Origin of the sequence: Pseudoalteromonas holothuriae (assembly GCF_945859825.1) — a bacterium.
GTDB classification, from domain to species: domain Bacteria; phylum Pseudomonadota; class Gammaproteobacteria; order Enterobacterales; family Alteromonadaceae; genus Pseudoalteromonas; species Pseudoalteromonas holothuriae.
The window spans coordinates 156,720-175,245 of the sequence record NZ_CAMAPC010000006.1; the positions used below are offsets into that span (position 1 = coordinate 156,720).

Genomic DNA, 18,526 nt, shown 5'->3' on the forward strand with positions numbered 1-18,526 from the left:
TAAGCACAGCGTTGGAGTTTGGCGGCCACTCAATTGTACGATTTCGTTGCACCATAAGCGTTCAACTATCTTCAGCTGCGATGTAAAAAAATTAAGAAATTAAAAGGAAATGTAATGACTCAATCACCTATCAACTCCACCCGAATTTTTGCTACTAGAAAAACACCAAAAGGTGGAGAAATACTGCGCTTTGCTCGTCGTTTAAGGGGATATACACAGGCCGAATCGGCAGCGAGTTATGGGATTGAAGAACGCACCCTCAGGCGCTGGGAAAATCGAGAATTTGACCCTCGTTGGAATGACGTAATAAGCCTTGTTGAAGATGTGTATTTACTGGATATTTTAGAAGTAATAGGAAAAATAAATCATGATGACTCATATAACAATTAAGCAAGTTCGCGGTGCGCTAAAGCGTTGGGGAAAATTTTGGCAGAGCAAAGAATTGGGAAAGGGTTTTAAACGCAGCTCAATAAGTGAGTTTTCAGGTAAGCCATCCGGCGGTGTAGCGGGTGCGGATGAAATGTCGGTACCAAAAGAAATTGAGTTAATCACTCAGCTGATCACCACGCTCAGACCAGAGTGTATACGCGCTATTCGCGCTCGTTACATAATGACAGGCACGATGGCTGAGGCAGCGAAATTGGTTGGGTTTGACTCGAAACGTTCAGCAGAGTTTTGGCTTGTTAAAGCTGAGCGAAGTTTGTTGGCTGAATTCTCGGCCAGCGTAGATAGTGTATAAGGAGTAACTATGTCGCTGATGATCACGGTCGAACAGATCAAAAAGCACGAAGGGTACAAACAGTACCCTTATTATTGTACAGGGGGTAAGCTGACGATAGGGTATGGACGAAACCTAGATGATAACGGTATTGATGAGGAAGAAGCAGAGCAGCTTTTGGCCCATGATGTGCAAGAAGCCAAGGCTGGCATTAAACGTCGTATTAATGTGAGCAAGTGCAATGATGCACGATTAGCGGTGCTAATTAATATGGCATTTAACTTAGGCTTAAGTGGTTTAATGGGCTTTAAGAAAATGATTACTCATTTTGAAAAGGGTCATTATGAGCAGGCAGCACTAGAGATGCTAAATAGCCGCTGGGCAAATCAAGTGCCTAATCGTGCGAATGAATTAGCAAAGCAAATGTTAACTGGGGAGTGGCAGTGATGGGGTTTTTAGCCAAACTATTTGGCACTACCACGCAAGACCCCATTCAAACCGTAGGTAATATTTTAGATGAGCTTTTTACCAGCGAAGAAGAAGTACTCAAACAAGACTTACTCAAAGCGCGTTTAGTTGCCAAGTCAGCTCAAGTGCAAGCACAAATAAATGCATTAAGTGCGTCACACCGCAGTATATTTGTGGCGGGGGCGAGGCCATTTTTGCTGTGGGTATGTGGCTTGGGTTTTTTATTCTCATTCGTGATCAACCCTATTTTACAATGGCTATGGCCAGAAGTAGGCGCGCCAGAACTACCATTGGATGTCATGTTAGAGTTGACGTTAGGTATGCTAGGGCTTGCGGGGTTGAGAACCATTGAAAAAGTGAAGGGGGTTGCTAAGTGAGTCAACCAGAGCATTGGCAAATGAAGAAGGAACTCAATTTAGCCCACATCATTACCACAGTGACATTACTGGTATCAGGAATACTGTATTTAGGGGATTTAGATAAGCGTATAACCACCAATTCGCAAGCACTGAATCATTTAAAACAGATCCGCAACGAAGATCAAAAACGCATCGAAAAGCGTTTAGATTCTATCGATAAAAAACTGGATACTTTACTTGGCAGCAATCTTCGCAGCGAGTAAATAGCAGTAATAGCGCCACCACTAAACCAACATAAACTACCACTAAACATCAACGAAAACCTCACATTCTGTGCGACAAACAATCGTGCGGCAGCTAGTTATGCACTAAGGAAAAACCTGTGAACAATGCAATTGAGCTATCACGCTTGGCGGTGCCAGATGTGATTGAAAACTTACAATACGAAGCAATTTATAAGCAAATGCATGAGGCATTGCTTGAAGCAATACCTGAGTACACCTCATTGGCATCAGACCCCGCCACTAAGCTACTTGAAATAGCAGCGACCAGAGAGCTACTACTGCGTCAACGTATTAATGATGCGGCGCGTTCAGTTATGGTGGCTTATGCACAAGGCAAAGATTTAGACCATTTAGGTGTGCTATTTGGTGTTGAACGCTCGGTAAATGAAAGCGACGAGAGGTATCGCCTACGTATCCCTTTATCACTTGAGAGCCACAGCATGGCAGGCACGATGGGTGCTTACGAATATCAGACCATGGCTGCAACCAGTGATGTAAGAGATGTATATGTGTATTCGAGCAAACCAGGCTTTGTTGATGTAAAAGTTCTGCCTGAGCAAGGCGCTGAGCCACAACAAGTGGCTGAAAAGGTGAATGAATATCTAAATGACGAAGATATTAGGCCCTTGACTGACTATGTTCAGGTACATCTGGTTGAGCCGAAAAAATACGATATTAATGCGCAGGTTTATTTGAGTGAGTTGGCAAACAAAGACCAAGTAGCAGCAAACATTAACGCTAAATTAGCCACGTTTATTCGAGATCATTACCGACTAGGTCAAGAAGTTCCTCACTCAGGTATTATCGACACTTTACATCAGTTTGGAGTACGTAAAGTTAAATTAACAGCACCGCAAGACGATATAATGTGTCGTTTTGATGAAGCTGCTATTGCTGATGATATAAACATTGATTATTTGCAGGGGTAGCTTATGTCCAAGACTTACAAAGACACTGATTTTACCTCGTTATTGCCACCTAACGGCAGTCAGTTTGAGCAAGCCTATGAACGCGCTACGCACTTTAGCCCTGTAAAGCAAATACCTGACTATGTCGCAAAGCACTGGCACCCAAATACCTGTCCAGAAGATTTATTGCCATGGCTTGCATGGAGCCTATCAGTTGATGAGTGGGACGAGCAGTGGCCAAGTGAGACTAAGCGCGCGCTTATTCAAAACTCCGTCTCAATCCACAAGCACAAAGGCACGGTGGGAGCAGTTAAACGGGCACTGTCATCATTGGGCGTGGTGATGGAGTTTTTTGAATGGTTTGAAGAGGTAGATGACGCTGTTCTGGTGCCAATTCATAAAAAAGACCCAAACACCTTCACTTTTATAGCGTGGGCGAATGACGTAGCTTATACCAGCCAAGAGGTGGTGCTAAATCTAGAATTGTACGACGCCATACACAGGGTAACCAATCAGACTAAACCGCAACGGGCGCATTTTGACTTTTTAGTGGGCGCAAGAATGGACGCCGGACTGACGGTTGGTGCTACCAGCAGCGCATTACAAGTGGGTCGAATGACCTATGACACGGTGCCAGTTAAAGCCGCACCCAGTGAAATAACCGCAGGGTTAACGGTTGCCAGTCAAAAGCGTTATGGCTTAAACCGCCAGCATGGCGTTACCCGCCCGGTACAAGGGCGACTGACAGCGCAGCTTGGTACTGGCTTGCACTTTAATAACCAGCGCCACACTGTTGGGCGCTTTTACATGCAAAACAGTCAAAAATTACCTGCTGGTTGCTACTACTTACAATCGGGTATTGCAGCGGGTTGTCATATTAGTAACAAGCGTTATAGCGTCGGACGCTTTTATTTACACCCAAACGAGTAGTTACGCAGCGGCAACAGATATTGCTGGTTAATGCATACACACAGCCTTAAGGCACTCAAACAAAGGTGTAACTTGCTACTAAGCATGCCGTGTAACTGCTTTTATTTTTTTATAAAAAAGGAGTAAGTGCAGTGAGCACAATCTTACGGCCAACCATTACCACCGCTGGATTAGAGGCGGTATTTAATTCAGATAAAAATGGCTTTCAAGCCAAAATTAGCAAAATTGGTTTAGGGACGGGTAATTACACGCCTGATCAAAGCCGCAGTGCGCTACAAGCTGAAGTACATCGAATTTTTGTCGCCAGTGGTGAAGACAAAGGCAACGCACAAATTCATATGAGTGTGATTGACGACACTAATCACAACTTTTGGGTTAACGAAGTGGGCTTTTACCTAGAAGACGGCACTTTATTTGCTGTTTATTCAGACCCTGATAAACCCATCGCTTATAAATCTGCTGAAGTTGACTTGCTGTTGGCATTTGACTTGGTGCTAACAGGCGTACCCGCTGACTCAATCACCGTGATTGACCAAGGCGTTAACCTCAACATTTTAATCGCCCCCGAGCTTGCCAAATTAGGTGCAGCACAAATCGGTAACATGGCCCGCCACCTCAAGCAAAAGTTTGCGTTGATGGATGCGGGTGTATTGTAGAACAAATATTTATATCAAATAGTTAGAGAATAGGAAAAATCATGTCATATAAAAACAGCACAACCTTGGCACGCCAAGCCAGTGAGGCACTCCATCAAGCTAAAACTGCCACCGAGCAAGCCCAATGTGATGACGCTCGCAGTTATGCCTATCAGCGAGAAGCAGATGGCTTAGCGTTTAAGTACCTAGCTTTAGTTGCAGAGTATGGCGAGCAGCACGAACACACTTTGCAAGTGAAGGCAAAGTGGTTGACTGCGCGCAAAACCATTCAAGCGAGATATCCTAAACCTAACTATTGATATAACCGCGCAAAACACACTTCATATAGCCCACATCTTTGCAATGCCACTCGTTTAAGGCAATGAGATTCTTAAATAAGTTCATAATGACGACATAGACTCTGCTATGAGACTAATTAGTAATATGGCAATGCTCGAATATACATCTTAGCAATACGGCAGTGCCGAACTATACGTCTGTTGTCTTCCTGACGAAGGTCAGGATCTCTTAAACGGTTTGCATTACATATTTTTGTGGGTTTTTTGTATTTAAATATAAAAGGAACCAACATGGCTTTAGAACAAGATATTGCTACTTTAGTGGGTAAGGCTGAAGACCTAACCACAATGGTAGATAATAAAATTCAAAATATTGATGCCAAAGTAGCGCAATCCAAAGTAAAAGTGGACGGTTACATTGACCAAGTAAATAACTACATTAATTCAGCTCGAGACAAGCAATCTCATTTTCGAGTAACTAAAAACCAAGCGCTTATCCCAAACGATGAGGAAACGTTTCCAAAGTTTTGGCAAGCAGGCTTTTTGAAAAGTGCCAAAGTAGTTGAAACTGTTATAACCGGCACTGAAACAGAACAGCGCTCAGCACTAGCGCGTGAATTTTTACAAGCGATTAATTCAGATAGAAAGTACTTTGCAGGAAACTTTAAAATTTGGGAACTAGAATACTACCCAAACCGACGAGGCGAGCATTCAAACCAATATGCCTACCTTATGTATCAGTATTTTCGAGTACCTACATATATGACCATTGCTGCGGTCGTTAAACATATTAAAGGCGTTGTACCTGATAACTGGTGGTGTCATGGCTTAGCCGCTGGGGAGCCTGCAAAGCTGTGTGGTCACACGTATGGTGTGGGCGCTACTCGCAATGTGTATTCTCATTGTCACCCTTATGTGCGCGGCGAAGGTAAACCCGAAACTGAAACCGGCATTATTCAAGTGGCACTCCCAGCGGTAGTCACAGGTGATGTAGATTTATCTAAAAAACAATGGGGCCAGTTCCCATATCTTGGCGACGCCGACCAAAATGCATATGACTAAGGAGAAAGTAACATGGCTAAATTAATGGTAAACAATCAACAAGTAGAGCAATTTTATAACCCAAATACACCTGAACATGTGACTGCGCAACTAGTGCATGAGCAATTTGGTGAATCAGCCACTTTTGAGGTGCAGCTATCAGACACTGAGCAAGTTGCACAGAATCGCATCGCGTCACGTAGTAATATCAACCAAAAAGTGGCCGACAGTGACTCATTACTGGGCACTACCTCAGACACCACTCATATTTTACTCAACGAGCTAAGTGGTTTTATCAACAAACTAAGCCAAGCACAAAGTTTGGCCGAAATGCGCGCTTCAACTGCGTCACTAAAAGCGGCTATTGGCGGCATTGAGCAGCAAGTAACTGATGGCACGCTAGAGTTTCCGTACCAAGTAAAAGGGCAAGCCCCCGTGCTGGATGAAATCTATCAGCGCGCCACAGGTGTGAGCCAAGTACTTAAACAAGCTTAAGTACATAATAAAACGGTAAGGTATGTACCTTGCCGTTTTATTGCCTTACATATCGTTATTCAATTTTTTAATTTAACCGACCATACAGCCTTGCCAAATTTGAGTGTTTTATGAGCTTAACTAACTTTGGTGCCATTGATTTTAAACAACTTCCTACGCCACAACTGATCGAGCCATTGAGTTTTGAGCGAATAACAAGCGCGATACTTGACGATTTAAACACTCTAACGCTCTTGTTTCAAAGCGCCGAGCTAACCATAAACGCCAAACCTATCGACTCAATTTTGACAGAAATGGTTCAGCGCAGCCAAGCGGTAACTACTTTGCTAAAAAAATACCAGCGAGTGTGATCACGCATGCTTGTTTTTAAACATCACACCACTTAAACGCGGGGTAAATTCCATCACCTGCGCGTTTAGTGTGTATGTCACCCAGAATTTACCCAGAATTTACCCAGAATTTAATCGTATAAATCTCAAAGCGGTCAAAGTTGACCGTTTTTTGTACCTATTTATTGTTAGACTTTCTACATCATTAGAGAAGTAAGCACACAGGCTTAATTGCTTCTCACACTGGTTTTTAACACTCCATCAAAGCGCGTGGCGCTTGCAACTATTTTTCAGGAATCACTATGTCTCAATCAACCTCACATAAGTTCTACTTAGTAGAAGAAACAGAATATGGCGTTACGCCTGCTTCAGCACAGTTTATTGAAGTGCCAATTACAGGCACAACTTTGGGCCTAACTAAAAACACCAGCCAATCAAATACCATTCGTAGCGACCGTCAAATTTCAGACTTTAGAGATGGCACGCAGCAAGTAGGTGGCGATATTAAGGCTGAGCTACAATGGCAGGCTATTGATATGTTGCTCGCTGCCTCAGTGTGTGGCCAGTGGGAAGCTGACACTCTTAAAAGTGGCACCAAGCGCCGCAGCTTTAGTATTTTACGCCACTTTACTACGTTATCAGCCGCCGATAAGCCTTATCAGTTATACCGCGGTATTGAGCTTAACAATATTAATATTCAACTGGGTACTGAAGGCGTAACTACGGCAACATTTAGCGCCGTTGGTAAATCGGTTGAAGCATTAAGTGAGTTGCCAGCAGGTGCTACATTGCAAGCAACTGCAGCAATTCCAGCAGTAGACACGTTTAATGGTCAAGTAACTGAAGGCGGCGAAAACCTAGCCATTGCCACAGAGCTTGGCTTTACCCTAGAGAATGGCATTGAGCCACGCTTTGTGATTGGCTCAAGCGAAACCATTCGCCCATCAATTGGCTTATCTAACCTAACTGGCACCCTGGGCGTGTACTTTGAAAACCATGCGTTGCTTGAAAAGTTCTTTAATGGTGAGCAGTCAAATATCAGCTTCTCAATGACCGACCCACAAGGTAATCAGTACTTAGTTAAAGTACCAAATTTGAAATACACAGGGGGTCAACCAGATGTTGAAGGCACCGGTGCAATTATTGTGTCACTGCCGTTTCAAGGCCTGTTATCACAAACCGATGGCACTAACTTAATTATTGAAAGGAAAGCAGTAGCATGAGCATGATGGAAGATTTCTTTACTCGCGAAAAAGCCAACGAAGGCATTAAAATCCCTTTAACATTACCTGATGGTTCAGAGTCTGAACATTACATTGTGGTACGCGGTATTGACTCTGATGCCTTTAGAGACGCCGAAACACAAGCTAAACGCAATGCTATGTCGTTTGCAGCCATTGAAGATGAAGCCATGCGCAGTGAGGCTTTTGCCGATGAGCGTTTGGGCTTAATTGCAGCGTTAGTGGCCGATTGGTCTTTTGATGCGCCATGCGAATTAGACGCGGTAAAAGCATTTTTACACCAAGCGCCACAAATTTGTGAGCAAATTGATAAGGTGGCGGCAAAGCGCGCACTTTTTTTCGCCAAAGGGTTGAGCAATTTGCCGACTACGCCAAAAGCGAGTTCCAACTAAATACTGTACCCAAAGGCGCACGCTTAACCCGTAAACAAGCGCTCATACAGGTTTTCAAAACCACGGGCCATAAGCCAAGCGAGCTGGCAGAGCAAGTTGCTCTGCCAGACGAACTTGCTTATTTATGGCACTGGTATTTAGAGCTCAAAAGCGACAAACCACTCAATTTTACCGAAATCCACCACTGGTCGTCCTTAACGCGCAAACACCTCCGCTCCTGGGAGGTCGATCTTTTGCGCTCAATAGACCGAATTTATTGGAGTGTTATGCATGGCAACTAACGCTGAGCTTTCCCTTTCGTTGTTAATTAAAGAATCTACTAGCGCAACGCGTGAACTTTCAAAACTCGAAGATCAATTTAAACAAACCGCCAAAGCCAGTGCGCAACTTGCTGATGATATTGATGCAACGAAAAAATCTGTAGCAAGTTTTATAAAAGGCTTGCAGTTGGCAGGTAAAGCATCTGCAGGTTTTGCTAAAGAAATTAAAGCGTCAGGTAAAACATTTACCGGACTTAAAAAAAATGTTGATGGTTCGGGTAAAACTTTTATTCGACTTGCTGGGCAATTACAAAAGTCGGGCAAATCTATTGCTGGGTTTAGCTCAAATATTAATGAATCGTTTTCGTCATTAGAGCAAAGGTCTAGCTCAGCTGCTAGTAAGCTCGTTCAATTAGAGTCTCAATTTAAAAAAAGCGTAAAGGCTGGCAATGCTTTAAACTCGGTGTTAAGCACCCCATCAAGGGCCTCTGAAGGTTTTGATAACAGTAGCAAACCTAAAAAAAGGGGGGGTAAGTTAGCTAAGCTGGCAAGTGCTGCTGGCAAAGGGTTAGGCAAAGTTGCTGGAGCGGTAACGGTTGTTGCGGGTGCCGCTGCCGCTGTGGGCGGTGAAGTGATTAGAGTGAGCAGAGAGTTTGAAACACTCGAAGCGCGTATTAACACCATTGGCGCCAGCTCAGAGAAAAGCAAAACTATATTTGCCAACCTCAAAGACATGGCGCAACAAACGCCATATAGTATTGAGCAAACAACAAACTCATTTATGGCGTTGTATAACAATGGATTAACGCCTACGCAAAAAGCCATGACGGCTTATGGAGATATTGCCAGTACGCTGGGCATGACACTAGAAGATGTGTCGAATGCCGTTATTAATGCCACGTCTAATCAGGTGAATGTACAAAAGTCGGCGTTTGCCGACCTTGGTGTAACAGCGGCTAAAAATGGTGACATGCTAACGCTGACTTACAATGGCATTACCACCAACATAAAAGATAACAGTGAGAGCATTCAAGGCTACCTTACTGGGTTGGGGCAAAACAATTTTGCCGGTGCCATGGCCAAAGAAATGGACACCATGGACGGCAAAATACAGCAATTTGGGTCGCAGTGGGATGAGTTGTTTTTAAACATTGGCGATGCAGGCGTTGGCGATGTAATTAAAGGTTCTATTTCAGTTGCAACGTTAGCGCTTGGTGAGTTTAACGAAATGCTGGCTTCTGGTGAGCTAGTTGGCTACCTCAGCACAATTGCACACGCCTTCAAATTTGACGAATTTGCAAAGCTTGCTACTCAATCAGTGATAAAAGCATTTAATTGGTTACAAGAAAACCTCGGTGATTCGTTAGATTGGATTAGCTCGGCATTACTGCATTTGCCAGCAAATGCAGGGCAGATGGTCGATACCTTACTGCTCCACCTGAGTTACTTACCAGCATCGGCAAATTTGTACGCTAGCCAATTTAAACAGCAACTGCTTGCACAGTTTGACCTGATGTTGTCTAAAGCGGGGGTTGTCGGCAAAGAGTTACTTGATTTACTAAACCCTTTTGATGGCGATACCTTTGATTATGGCGCGGCATCAGCAAATGTAGTAGCACAAGGGCAGGCGAAGGCAAAAGCCAGTAGCGCATTTTTTGATGAACAACACAACGCAATTGCCAAATCAAAAGAGCAAAGCATAAAACTGATTGAGCAAGAAAGAGATGCATCAATTTCTGCTGTTGATGCTCAAATAGCTAAGGTAAAACAATTACGCGAAGAGCATGACAAAGCCAATGAAGCACGCGAAAAAGCCTTCAAAAACGCTAAAACCAACGATGAAATAGGGCTGAAAAAGCCTGTTATAAGCGACCCAATAAAAGCTGCTGAAGATAAGCAAGTCAAGCAAACTGAAGTTGAAATTAAACAAGCGCAACAGCGAAAGAATTTACTGCTTGAGCAGCAACAACAGCAACATGAGAGCTTGCTGGCGGGCGCAACAGGTTTTATGTCTCAGGTGCAAAGCGTAGGAGACGCTTTTTCAGCTGACTTAAGCAATCCTGACAATGTTGAAGAAGCAATCAGTGCCACGGTTGAGGTTTTTGAATCAGGTAAAGGCCTGCTCACGGATATATTTGGTGAACAAGGCGACAGTGAGGAAGATGAAGGCAGTGCTGAGCAAACAGAAGATGACGCTCTTCAACAAGAGGAAAAAAATGCTGAAAAGCTTGCTGCCACACAAACATTTACAGAGCAACAAAAACAAGTTGAGGTTGAACAAACCAAGCAAAAAAACAAAGCGCTTGCTGATATAGAGCGAGATCAGCAATCGCAAAGGCTTAGCCAAGCATCTGACTTTTTTGGTGGTGTAGCCAATGTGGCCGCAGCATTTGGCGGTAAGCAATCGAAAGCGGCAAAAGCGGCGGCGATTGCACAAACCACTATTAAAACTTATGAGTCGGCGACCAATGCCTACTCTTCACTTGCGGGTATTCCTTATGTTGGCCCTGCATTGGGTATTGCGGCAGCAGCAGCGGCAGTTGCTGCAGGCATGGCAAACGTACAGGCAATTAAATCTACCAATTACTCAGGTGCTTACGACCACGGCGGCTTAATTCCCGCAGGTAAAATAGGCCTTGTAGGCGAGTATGGTCCTGAGCTTATTTCTGGCCCTGTTAACGTATCAAGCCGGCGTACTACAGCAGGCTTAAATACGTCAATTCCAAGTGCCGAATCTACCCCACAAAATATCGATAAATCAGTTAAATTCAATTACGTCATTAATGCTAATGATCAACAGGGCGTTGCGCAAGTGATGAAGCGAGAACGTGCCAAAATTATGCAAGATGTACGTTATGCAATGGAGTCCGGAGAATGGGATTAACCGCATTAACACAAATCGCTAAGGCCAAAATTTCATCAGAAACAAAAAGCCTTGTCACCAAAAATAAATACAGCTTTACCCGTCAAGTACGCCAACTCGGCCAACCACAACGGTGGCGAATTAAGTTAACAACAACGCCACTGCCTTATCAAGAGGCTATGGCGGCTTACGTACAAATAGCCAGCCTTGATGGCGTATTTGAAAAAACTTATTTGCCTAATCCATTACCCGCAGTTGGCAGTGCCAAGCTCACCTATATTGCAGAGTCATTGCTAACAGGTGAAAGTTCGGTGCGTATTCGTGTAAGTGCAAAAGGAGAGGGCAATGCGTTTGCCGCAGGCGACTTTATTCAATTTGCCGGTCACGACAAAGTTTATCAGGTGACGGGTTACAACCATGATGCCGACATTGTGCACTTTTACCCCAAATTAAAAAGCAATGTGAGTGGTAATACACAACTAAGCAGTGGCGAGCAGGTGCAGTTTTTAGTTTATAGCGATGATGATGACACCGAAATGTCTATTTCGGCAGGCCGCCCAATCCCGGTCAGTGTTGAACTGGTGGAGGTAATACCGTCATGACAACTGCTTTAGCACAAACATTGGCAGGCAATTATCAATTTTGTCACCTGTTAGACATTGAGTTTGATTGGGGAAAAATATATATGACGGATGCTGACGAAGATGTAAGCCATAACGGTCAAATTTACCTTGCTGGCATGTTTAAAAGCTTCAGCTCGCTAAAGCATAGTAGTGGTATTCGTATTGGTGATTTAAAGCTCAATTTTAATGCACTAGACCCCGCCGTGATTGCACTGGGTTTAAATGAAAAGTGGATGAATCGTAACGTTGAGCTGTCAAAGATGATAATTGGTGCAGCAGGCCCCGTAGGTATTATGTCTTTATACAAAGGCTTGATAGCCAAAATGAATATGAATTCATCAGGCTCGTTAAGCTTTACCGTGAGCTCTATTTGGGCTGATTTTGAAAAGTCTGCAGGTAGACAAACTAATACTGCAAGCCATCAAAAATTCTACCCTGATACAGACCCGTTTGAGCATACGCCATTTTTGGATGATTCAGTGCCTTGGGGCAAAGAGGGTAATGGCACGGTGCGTTCTAAATCGGCTAAAGCAAAAACATACAATCCACCACCGCGACCTGATGGCACGTCACCAAGATAGTAATTTGAGGCTTTAATATTATGGGAATTTTAAGTAAGTTTGTTAATGCCGTGTTTAAGCTGGTAGGCGTTGACTTGGAGCCACAGCAGCAACAAGACGTAAAAGGGGTTGATTTTAGCGCCCCAGCTACCGATGCAAATATTCCAGTCATCTACGGGCAAATAAAACGCGTTGGTGGAACGATTATTTATCGTGCAACAAATGATGTGGTTAGTAATGATATAGATAACGAGTTACTGCACCTAATTATCGTATGGAGCGAAGTAAACGGTGCGACGGTTAAGCAAATTTATATTGATGATGAACCAATTACATCAAGTAAGTTTACTGCACAAGATGGCCATCGCTGGGCTTATGCAGTGCATATTCAAGGCGTAGACTATTCAGACCCGTTATTAAATGCCAGCGGCTGGGCACCTGCGTTTAATAAGCCAGAGGGTTTATTGTACAGTTATGTTCGATTAGAAATGGGGGCCAAAGACCCCGTTTTTAATTCGCGGCCAAACATTACAGCCGATATTGAGCAAAAAACCATTTATGATGTGCGCACCGGCCGTAACAGCCAGGTTACTTCAAACCCTGCCTTGCAGCTATACGATTATTTAACGAACGATTACTATGGTAAAGGGTTAGATAAATCTGACCTAGATATAGTCAGCTTTAAACGTGCAGCCACTATGTGTGACTTGCAAGTACAGAGCCATGAAGGCGGGAGGATGATACCGCTTTATACCTCTAATGTGCGTTTAGATACTGGTAAATCGATTAAAGCTAATTGTGAAATGCTACTGGCGGCAATGCGTGCAAGCTTGCCTGTGGTTAACGGTAAACTTACACTGGTTATAGATACTGATAAAGCCCCCGTGGCATGGCAAGCGAATGCGCAAACCATTGTTAGTGATATTGACGTTCACGACGCCTCTAAAAAAGACCGCTTTAACCAAGTAACGGTGCAATATTATGATGTTGAACGCAATGGAAAGCTGCAAGATGCGGTATTTCCTGAAAAAAATAGTGATATAGAGGGTCAGTGGCGAGCGGAAGATAACGGCATAAAGCTAAATAAAAAAATTAAAATTGAAACACTTAATAACTTTTATGAAGCCAAGCGTTTAGCTGAGTTTATTGCTCGTAAAAGCCGTGAACAACTAAGTATTAAATTTACCGCCCGTGATGACGCCGCTTTACTTGCCATAGGTGATATTGTTCGAGTTAGTGACCAAGCGCTGGGCTTTGATCAAAAGCCGTTTGTATTAACTGATATGGTGCTTACTGGCAACGGTGAAGTGGACCTGAGTATGGTTGAGCACCAGCCCAGTCACTACTCTTGGCTACCGAGCAAGTCACAACCGATAATTCCCGACTCTACCTACAATTCGCGCAAACCAACCCCACCAACTGGGTTGCAAGCAAGCATAGGGCAAGATAATAAGTTAACAGTACAATGGCAATCAGCCCTCAGCGATTTTGAATATAAAGTTATTCGTGATAACAAAGTTGTTAAAGCGGGCGATACGACGTTAAATCAAGTTGAGTTAGCACTGGCTATTGGTGAATATACGCTGGAAGTATTTGCGGTTAATGCATTAGGTTATCGAAGTAACGCTGCAACGCTGTTATTTACAGTTGTAGTACCTGTCGCACCAACTGTGGAAATTACCTCGGTTACGCCTACCAGTGCGGTACTTTATGCCACAACGCAAGGCGCGGGTATACATACTAACTACGAATGGCAATTTGCTGGTGAAGGGGAACAAAAAACCGTTATTTCGCAAGTGTTAACGGTCTCTTCGTTAAAACCTAATACAGCCTACCAAGGACGGGTTAGAACGCTCAGTGCAGCAGGTAAAAGTGACTGGCATAGCTTCACGGTGAGTACCCGTGAACAAACAACTTACGAGCGTAACGTGGCTTTGGTGTTTGAACTGAGTCAAACGCCAAGCTGGGTAGGTATAGGAATTGGGTGGCAGCCATCGCAAATGGTGAACCAAGTTCGCGTATCGCTTAGAGACTTAGCCGCACAGACTGAATTAGCATTTCAAACATTGCAAGTTACGCTAAGTGATGATGGTTTATTATTTGCTGAACTTGCGCAAGCGCAAGAAAACTTAACAGATAGTGCATTAAATATAGAATTCGTTGGCCAATCAACGAGTAACCTAGTGATTACTGCAAGCCACGAGTTACAAGTTGTTAGACAAGCATTCTCAGTCACGGGTTTGAGTGTACAAGAGTTACAAGATGTTCAGCAGCGTTTAGAAGAAATGGATGAACTTGCCGACTCAGTATTAAAGCAAGCATTAAGCGCAGAGCAAGTATTTGACTCAGACTTACAAAGTACCCTTTATTTAGAGCAAAAGACCGATACAACCAACGCGACTATTAGCGAAGCGGTAGCCGCGCAAGCCAACGAAAACGAAGCGATTACAACTAAAATTAGCACAGTGCAATCTGAGGTTGATGATAGCAAAGCGCAAATTATCGATGTAAGCCAAACGCTGGTTGATACTGAGCAAGCAATTGCGACAAAAATCAGTACCGTACAGTCTGAGGTTGAGGATAACAAAGCGCAAATTGTAGATGTGAGTAAAACATTAGCGAACACAGAAGAGGCCATCTCAACCAAAATTAGCACGGTGCAATCTGAGGTTGATAATAGCAAAGCGCAAATTGTTACAGTGAGCCAAACGCTCGCAAACACTGAAGAAGCTATTTCATCTAAAGTTAGCCAATTGACATCAACAGTTAATGACAATCACGCTGAAATTAAAACCTATTACATCACTAAAGCAGACTCACAAAGCGCGGTGTCGCAAGCAAAAACAGAGTTAAAAAGCCAAGTCGATGACAATTTAGCGTATCTCAATCAAACGTTTTATACCGCAGCTGATGCTGATGAGGCTATTTCGACTAAAGCAAACAGATTGCGAACAGAATTTAACGGCAATCATACGCATATTACACAGAACTACTATACAAAAAGTGCCGCGGAAGAAGCTATTTCGGCCGAGGTAAACACGCTAAAAAGCCAAGTTGGTAAGGATATAGCTGGGCTTAATGAAGTGTATTTTTCCAAAGTCGATAATGACGGCGCGCTTGCAAATTTTGTACGCAATGTAAGTGTATCAACCCCTTCCGGCACCGCCAGTGTCATCAACCTAATGAGTGCTCATGCTAACAAGTTAGGTCAACTGGATGCCCGCGCTGAAATCGGCGTTGATGTGAATGGTCATGTGACAGGTATGACTATTACACCAGGACGAATGAGCGTAAAAGCCGGTGCTTTTGAACTACTGGATAATAGTAATAACCGTGCAGTGTATTTTGACAGTGGTGCTGGGCGATATACGTTCAATGGCCATATAAATGCAACGAATGGGTCGTTTACAGGGCATGTTAATGCAACGAGTGGGTCGTTTACAGGGCATATTAATGCAACTAGCGGTGCTTTTAGCGAGGCTGTGTCGTGGAAGCTTGGTAATTTTAGTAAGGTAAGGGTATCGTCTGGAGGGCTGGGTTTCTATTATCGCAATGAGATGACGGCAAAAATTAGCCATTTTGGGCATGCGAAGTTTCAGCGGTTAAGTGCGTCGTCTCTTTCATTAAGCAGCACGTTATCGTGTAGTAATTCTTGGGGTCACTTTCGAGGATTAACGCTAACGGGCAAAGGGTCTTCAGATGTTGGCGCAAGAATTCGCGACGTACGTTTTGGAGCCATAATAAAGTCTTCATCAACCGGTTTAGATGTTGCGGGCACAGGCTGGGCTCTATATGCACGAAAAGGAAGGATTGGGCCTCACACATCTGCACATGAGTGTTTACTTCCCAAAAATCTAGTGCCCGAACCGGGTGATATTTTATGTGATGACGAGTTGATACATATTGCTGATATGTCTAATGCTATTTGCACTGCAGTACTTAGTAGCTCGCCCATGAGCGTAACTGCTCGTGGCGTTTATATTGACCGGCGAGTGTTAACCGACTCACAACCCGCAGGCCTAGTGGGCTTTGAAGAGTGGGAGCAACTTGCCTACTTATACGATGTAGCCAGCATGAACGCCGGTGGCGAGGGCGCGATGAACGTGTGTGGTGAAGGTGGCAACTTGCAAACAGGCGATTTAATTTGCTCAAGCTCTATGCTCGGTAAAGGCATGCGCCAACCCACTCAAAGCGAAGAGCGTTATACCATCGCACAGGTGCGCCACAACGTTACTTTTGACTCCCCCGACCAAGTTAAGCAGGTCGCAGTAATTTACAAACGAGGTTAATTATGGCCTATTCAATTGGCAAAATTCGTGTTGAAAAAAACAACGCGACCATAACGGGTGCCTATACGCAATTTATTGATGTTGCAAAAGTGCAGCCCGGTGACTTGCTTTATGCAAAATTCAATGAGCAAGACACCATTTTACAGGTTGCACAAGTATTAAGTAACACCCAACTGCGTTTAGCACAGTTAGACGGGCAAGTATTTAATCCGTCGATTAGTGGCGACAATCTGTCCTACGGCATAGTGCAAAACTTTAATAACACCACCAACGCACGTTTAGCCAAAAGTTTAACTGAACTACAAGCTAAGTGGCACCGCCGTGAGCGTGAGTTAACCGGCTGGTTTCAAAGCAATGAAGCAACATTCCCTGTTACCAACTTTTTGGGAGAACAAAGTGAAATATCTACGCCAGCTGAAATTAATCGCAATGCAGTAAAAGTAACGCAATTAATTGACGAGTTAGAAGTCATGGTTGCATCAATTGCTCAAGCGGCACAAAATGCTGATGATGCTGCTGCGTCTGCCAGCGCCGCTGCAGCGAGCAAAACGGCAGCCAAAATCAGCGAAACCAATGCGGCAGCATCAAAAGTGGCGGCCAAATCCAGCGAAGATGCAGCCAAAGCGAGCCAAAGTGCAGCGGCAGGCTCTGCTATTAGTGCAGGTTTGAGCAAATCGGCTGCAGCGTCAAGTAAAGCGGCTGCTGCAGATTCTGCGGCGGCAGCCTTAGCAAGCGAAGAAGCATCAAAGGCCAGTGAAACCGCAGTAGCAAGTTCGGCAAGCAGCGCTGCAAGTAGCAAAACAGCTGCGGCGTCAAGTCAGTCTGCGGCGGCCAGTTCGGCAAATAGCGCAGCAGCCAGTAAAGGCGCAGCCAAAACCAGCGAGACCAATGCAGCAGCATCTAAAGTGGCAGCTAAAGCCAGTGAAGATGCCGCCAAGGCAAGCCAAAGCGCAGCGACTGGTTCAGCAACAAGTGCAGCAAGCAGCAAGTCAGCGGCAAAAGCCAGTGAAAATAAAGCGGCTGACTATGCAAGCGCAGCGCTAGCCAGCGAAGACGCATCAAAGGCCAGTGAAACCGCGGCAGCAAGTTCTGCAAGCAGCGCGGCGAGTAGCAGAACGGCAGCGGCGTCAAGTCAGTCTGCGGCGGCCAGTTCGGCAAGTAGCGCAGCAACCAGTAAAGGTGCAGCTAAAACCAGCGAGACCCATGCAGCAGCATCTAAAGTGGCAGCTAAAGCCAGTGAAGATGCCGCCAAAGAAAGCCAAAGCGCAGCGGCTGGTTCAGCAACAAGTGCAGCAAGCAGCAAGTTAGCGGCCAAAGCCAGTGAAGATAAAGCGGCTGACTATGCAAGCGCGGCACTTGCCAGTGAAGGCGCAGCCAAGGGCAGTGAAACCGCAGCAGCAAGTTCTGCAAGCAGCGCGGCGAGTAGCAAAACAGCTGCAGCATCAAGTAAGTCTGCGGCGGCCAGTTCGGCAAGTAGCGCAGCAACCAGTAAAGGTGCAGCTAAAACCAGCGAGACCCATGCAGCAGCATCTAAAGTGGCAGCTAAAGCCAGTGAAGATGCCGCCAAAGAAAGCCAAAGCGCAGCGGCTGGTTCAGCAACAAGTGCAGCAAGCAGCAAGTTAGCGGCCAAAGCCAGTGAAGATAAAGCGGCTGACTATGCAAGCGCGGCACTTGCCAGTGAAGGCGCAGCCAAGGGCAGTGAAACCGCAGCAGCAAGTTCTGCAAGCAGCGCGGCGAGTAGCAAAACAGCTGCAGCATCAAGTAAGTCTGCGGCGGCCAGTTCGGCAAGTAGCGCAGCAACCAGTAAAGGTGCAGCTAAAACCAGCGAGACC

General features: G+C 44.7%; 20 protein-coding genes. All 20 read left to right on the plus strand.

Annotated elements, in window-relative coordinates; all coding sequences use genetic code 11:
- The first annotated feature begins 114 nt into the window (after window positions 1–114).
- The gene (locus OCI93_RS10075; RefSeq protein WP_261592304.1) at window positions 115–390 is read left to right on the plus strand and encodes a helix-turn-helix domain-containing protein; all 276 of its coding nucleotides are present in this window, start codon (window positions 115–117) and stop codon (window positions 388–390) included.
- Window positions 368–739, plus strand: a complete 372-nt coding sequence (locus OCI93_RS10080) for a hypothetical protein (RefSeq protein WP_261592305.1) — start codon at window positions 368–370, stop codon at window positions 737–739. Before OCI93_RS10075 ends, OCI93_RS10080 begins: the two co-directional genes overlap by 23 nt.
- Before the next feature lie 9 nt (window positions 740–748).
- Window positions 749–1,165 (plus strand): glycoside hydrolase family protein, encoded by a 417-nt coding sequence (locus OCI93_RS10085; RefSeq protein ID WP_261592306.1) that lies wholly within the window; start codon window positions 749–751, stop codon window positions 1,163–1,165.
- Entirely contained in the window at window positions 1,165–1,563 is a 399-nt protein-coding gene (locus OCI93_RS10090) for a holin family protein (RefSeq protein ID WP_261592435.1), read from the plus strand. Before OCI93_RS10085 ends, OCI93_RS10090 begins: the two co-directional genes overlap by 1 nt.
- Window positions 1,560–1,808 carry a hypothetical protein gene (locus OCI93_RS10095; RefSeq protein ID WP_261592307.1) on the plus strand — a complete coding sequence of 83 codons (249 nt, stop codon included), beginning with the start codon at window positions 1,560–1,562 and terminating at the stop codon, window positions 1,806–1,808. Before OCI93_RS10090 ends, OCI93_RS10095 begins: the two co-directional genes overlap by 4 nt.
- 119 nt (window positions 1,809–1,927) lie before the next feature.
- Complete coding sequence (locus OCI93_RS10100) at window positions 1,928–2,758, plus strand: baseplate assembly protein (RefSeq protein WP_261592308.1); 831 nt, start codon at window positions 1,928–1,930, stop codon at window positions 2,756–2,758.
- Window positions 2,759–2,761: 3 nt separating this feature from the next.
- On the plus strand, window positions 2,762–3,667 hold the full coding sequence (locus OCI93_RS10105; RefSeq protein ID WP_261626324.1) for a phage tail protein I: 906 nt from the start codon (window positions 2,762–2,764) through the stop codon (window positions 3,665–3,667).
- A 131-nt stretch (window positions 3,668–3,798) separates the two neighbouring features.
- Window positions 3,799–4,323 (plus strand): phage tail protein, encoded by a 525-nt coding sequence (locus OCI93_RS10110; RefSeq protein ID WP_261626325.1) that lies wholly within the window; start codon window positions 3,799–3,801, stop codon window positions 4,321–4,323.
- A 41-nt stretch (window positions 4,324–4,364) separates the two neighbouring features.
- On the plus strand, window positions 4,365–4,622 hold the full coding sequence (locus OCI93_RS10115) for a hypothetical protein (protein ID WP_261592311.1): 258 nt from the start codon (window positions 4,365–4,367) through the stop codon (window positions 4,620–4,622).
- Window positions 4,623–4,892: 270 nt separating this feature from the next.
- The gene (locus OCI93_RS10120) at window positions 4,893–5,663 is read left to right on the plus strand and encodes a hypothetical protein (protein WP_261626326.1); all 771 of its coding nucleotides are present in this window, start codon (window positions 4,893–4,895) and stop codon (window positions 5,661–5,663) included.
- Window positions 5,664–5,675: 12 nt separating this feature from the next.
- On the plus strand, window positions 5,676–6,137 hold the full coding sequence (locus OCI93_RS10125; protein WP_261626327.1) for a hypothetical protein: 462 nt from the start codon (window positions 5,676–5,678) through the stop codon (window positions 6,135–6,137).
- A gap of 110 nt (window positions 6,138–6,247) precedes the next feature.
- The gene (locus OCI93_RS10130) at window positions 6,248–6,487 is read left to right on the plus strand and encodes a hypothetical protein (protein ID WP_261626328.1); all 240 of its coding nucleotides are present in this window, start codon (window positions 6,248–6,250) and stop codon (window positions 6,485–6,487) included.
- A 281-nt stretch (window positions 6,488–6,768) separates the two neighbouring features.
- Entirely contained in the window at window positions 6,769–7,689 is a 921-nt protein-coding gene (locus OCI93_RS10135) for a phage tail tube protein (RefSeq protein ID WP_261592315.1), read from the plus strand.
- The gene (locus tag OCI93_RS10140; RefSeq protein ID WP_261592316.1) at window positions 7,686–8,099 is read left to right on the plus strand and encodes a hypothetical protein; all 414 of its coding nucleotides are present in this window, start codon (window positions 7,686–7,688) and stop codon (window positions 8,097–8,099) included. Before OCI93_RS10135 ends, OCI93_RS10140 begins: the two co-directional genes overlap by 4 nt.
- 44 nt (window positions 8,100–8,143) lie before the next feature.
- Entirely contained in the window at window positions 8,144–8,380 is a 237-nt protein-coding gene (locus tag OCI93_RS21160) for a phage tail assembly chaperone (RefSeq protein WP_419095596.1), read from the plus strand.
- Complete coding sequence (locus tag OCI93_RS10145) at window positions 8,370–11,243, plus strand: tape measure protein (protein ID WP_261626329.1); 2,874 nt, start codon at window positions 8,370–8,372, stop codon at window positions 11,241–11,243. Before OCI93_RS21160 ends, OCI93_RS10145 begins: the two co-directional genes overlap by 11 nt.
- Entirely contained in the window at window positions 11,234–11,824 is a 591-nt protein-coding gene (locus tag OCI93_RS10150) for a hypothetical protein (protein ID WP_261592318.1), read from the plus strand. Before OCI93_RS10145 ends, OCI93_RS10150 begins: the two co-directional genes overlap by 10 nt.
- A complete protein-coding gene (locus tag OCI93_RS10155) occupies window positions 11,821–12,426 on the plus strand; it encodes a DUF2163 domain-containing protein (protein WP_261626330.1) in 606 nt (201 codons plus the stop codon). The genes OCI93_RS10150 and OCI93_RS10155 overlap by 4 nt, the downstream gene beginning before the upstream one ends.
- A 20-nt stretch (window positions 12,427–12,446) precedes the next feature.
- The gene (locus OCI93_RS10160) at window positions 12,447–16,694 is read left to right on the plus strand and encodes a hypothetical protein (RefSeq protein WP_261626331.1); all 4,248 of its coding nucleotides are present in this window, start codon (window positions 12,447–12,449) and stop codon (window positions 16,692–16,694) included.
- A gap of 2 nt (window positions 16,695–16,696) precedes the next feature.
- Window positions 16,697–18,526, plus strand: a 1,830-nt coding sequence (locus tag OCI93_RS10165; RefSeq protein WP_410007624.1) for a hypothetical protein, incomplete at its 3' end; no start/stop codon positions are given.

Bases quoted from the DNA above. Each gene is read 5' to 3' on its own strand.
- OCI93_RS10075 (WP_261592304.1), top strand. From the start codon at position 115: ATGACTCAATCACCTATCAACTCCACCCGAATTTTTGCTACTAGAAAA.
- OCI93_RS10080 (WP_261592305.1), top strand. From the start codon at position 368: ATGATGACTCATATAACAATTAAGCAAGTTCGCGGTGCGCTAAAGCGT.
- OCI93_RS10085 (WP_261592306.1), top strand. From the start codon at position 749: ATGTCGCTGATGATCACGGTCGAACAGATCAAAAAGCACGAAGGGTAC.
- OCI93_RS10090 (WP_261592435.1), top strand. From the start codon at position 1,165: ATGGGGTTTTTAGCCAAACTATTTGGCACTACCACGCAAGACCCCATT.
- OCI93_RS10105 (WP_261626324.1), top strand. From the start codon at position 2,762: ATGTCCAAGACTTACAAAGACACTGATTTTACCTCGTTATTGCCACCT.
- OCI93_RS10115 (WP_261592311.1), top strand. From the start codon at position 4,365: ATGTCATATAAAAACAGCACAACCTTGGCACGCCAAGCCAGTGAGGCA.
- OCI93_RS10120 (WP_261626326.1), top strand. From the start codon at position 4,893: ATGGCTTTAGAACAAGATATTGCTACTTTAGTGGGTAAGGCTGAAGAC.
- OCI93_RS10125 (WP_261626327.1), top strand. From the start codon at position 5,676: ATGGCTAAATTAATGGTAAACAATCAACAAGTAGAGCAATTTTATAAC.
- OCI93_RS10130 (WP_261626328.1), top strand. From the start codon at position 6,248: ATGAGCTTAACTAACTTTGGTGCCATTGATTTTAAACAACTTCCTACG.
- OCI93_RS10135 (WP_261592315.1), top strand. From the start codon at position 6,769: ATGTCTCAATCAACCTCACATAAGTTCTACTTAGTAGAAGAAACAGAA.
- OCI93_RS10140 (WP_261592316.1), top strand. From the start codon at position 7,686: ATGAGCATGATGGAAGATTTCTTTACTCGCGAAAAAGCCAACGAAGGC.
- OCI93_RS10145 (WP_261626329.1), top strand. From the start codon at position 8,370: ATGGCAACTAACGCTGAGCTTTCCCTTTCGTTGTTAATTAAAGAATCT.
- OCI93_RS10150 (WP_261592318.1), top strand. From the start codon at position 11,234: ATGGGATTAACCGCATTAACACAAATCGCTAAGGCCAAAATTTCATCA.
- OCI93_RS10155 (WP_261626330.1), top strand. From the start codon at position 11,821: ATGACAACTGCTTTAGCACAAACATTGGCAGGCAATTATCAATTTTGT.
- OCI93_RS10160 (WP_261626331.1), top strand. From the start codon at position 12,447: ATGGGAATTTTAAGTAAGTTTGTTAATGCCGTGTTTAAGCTGGTAGGC.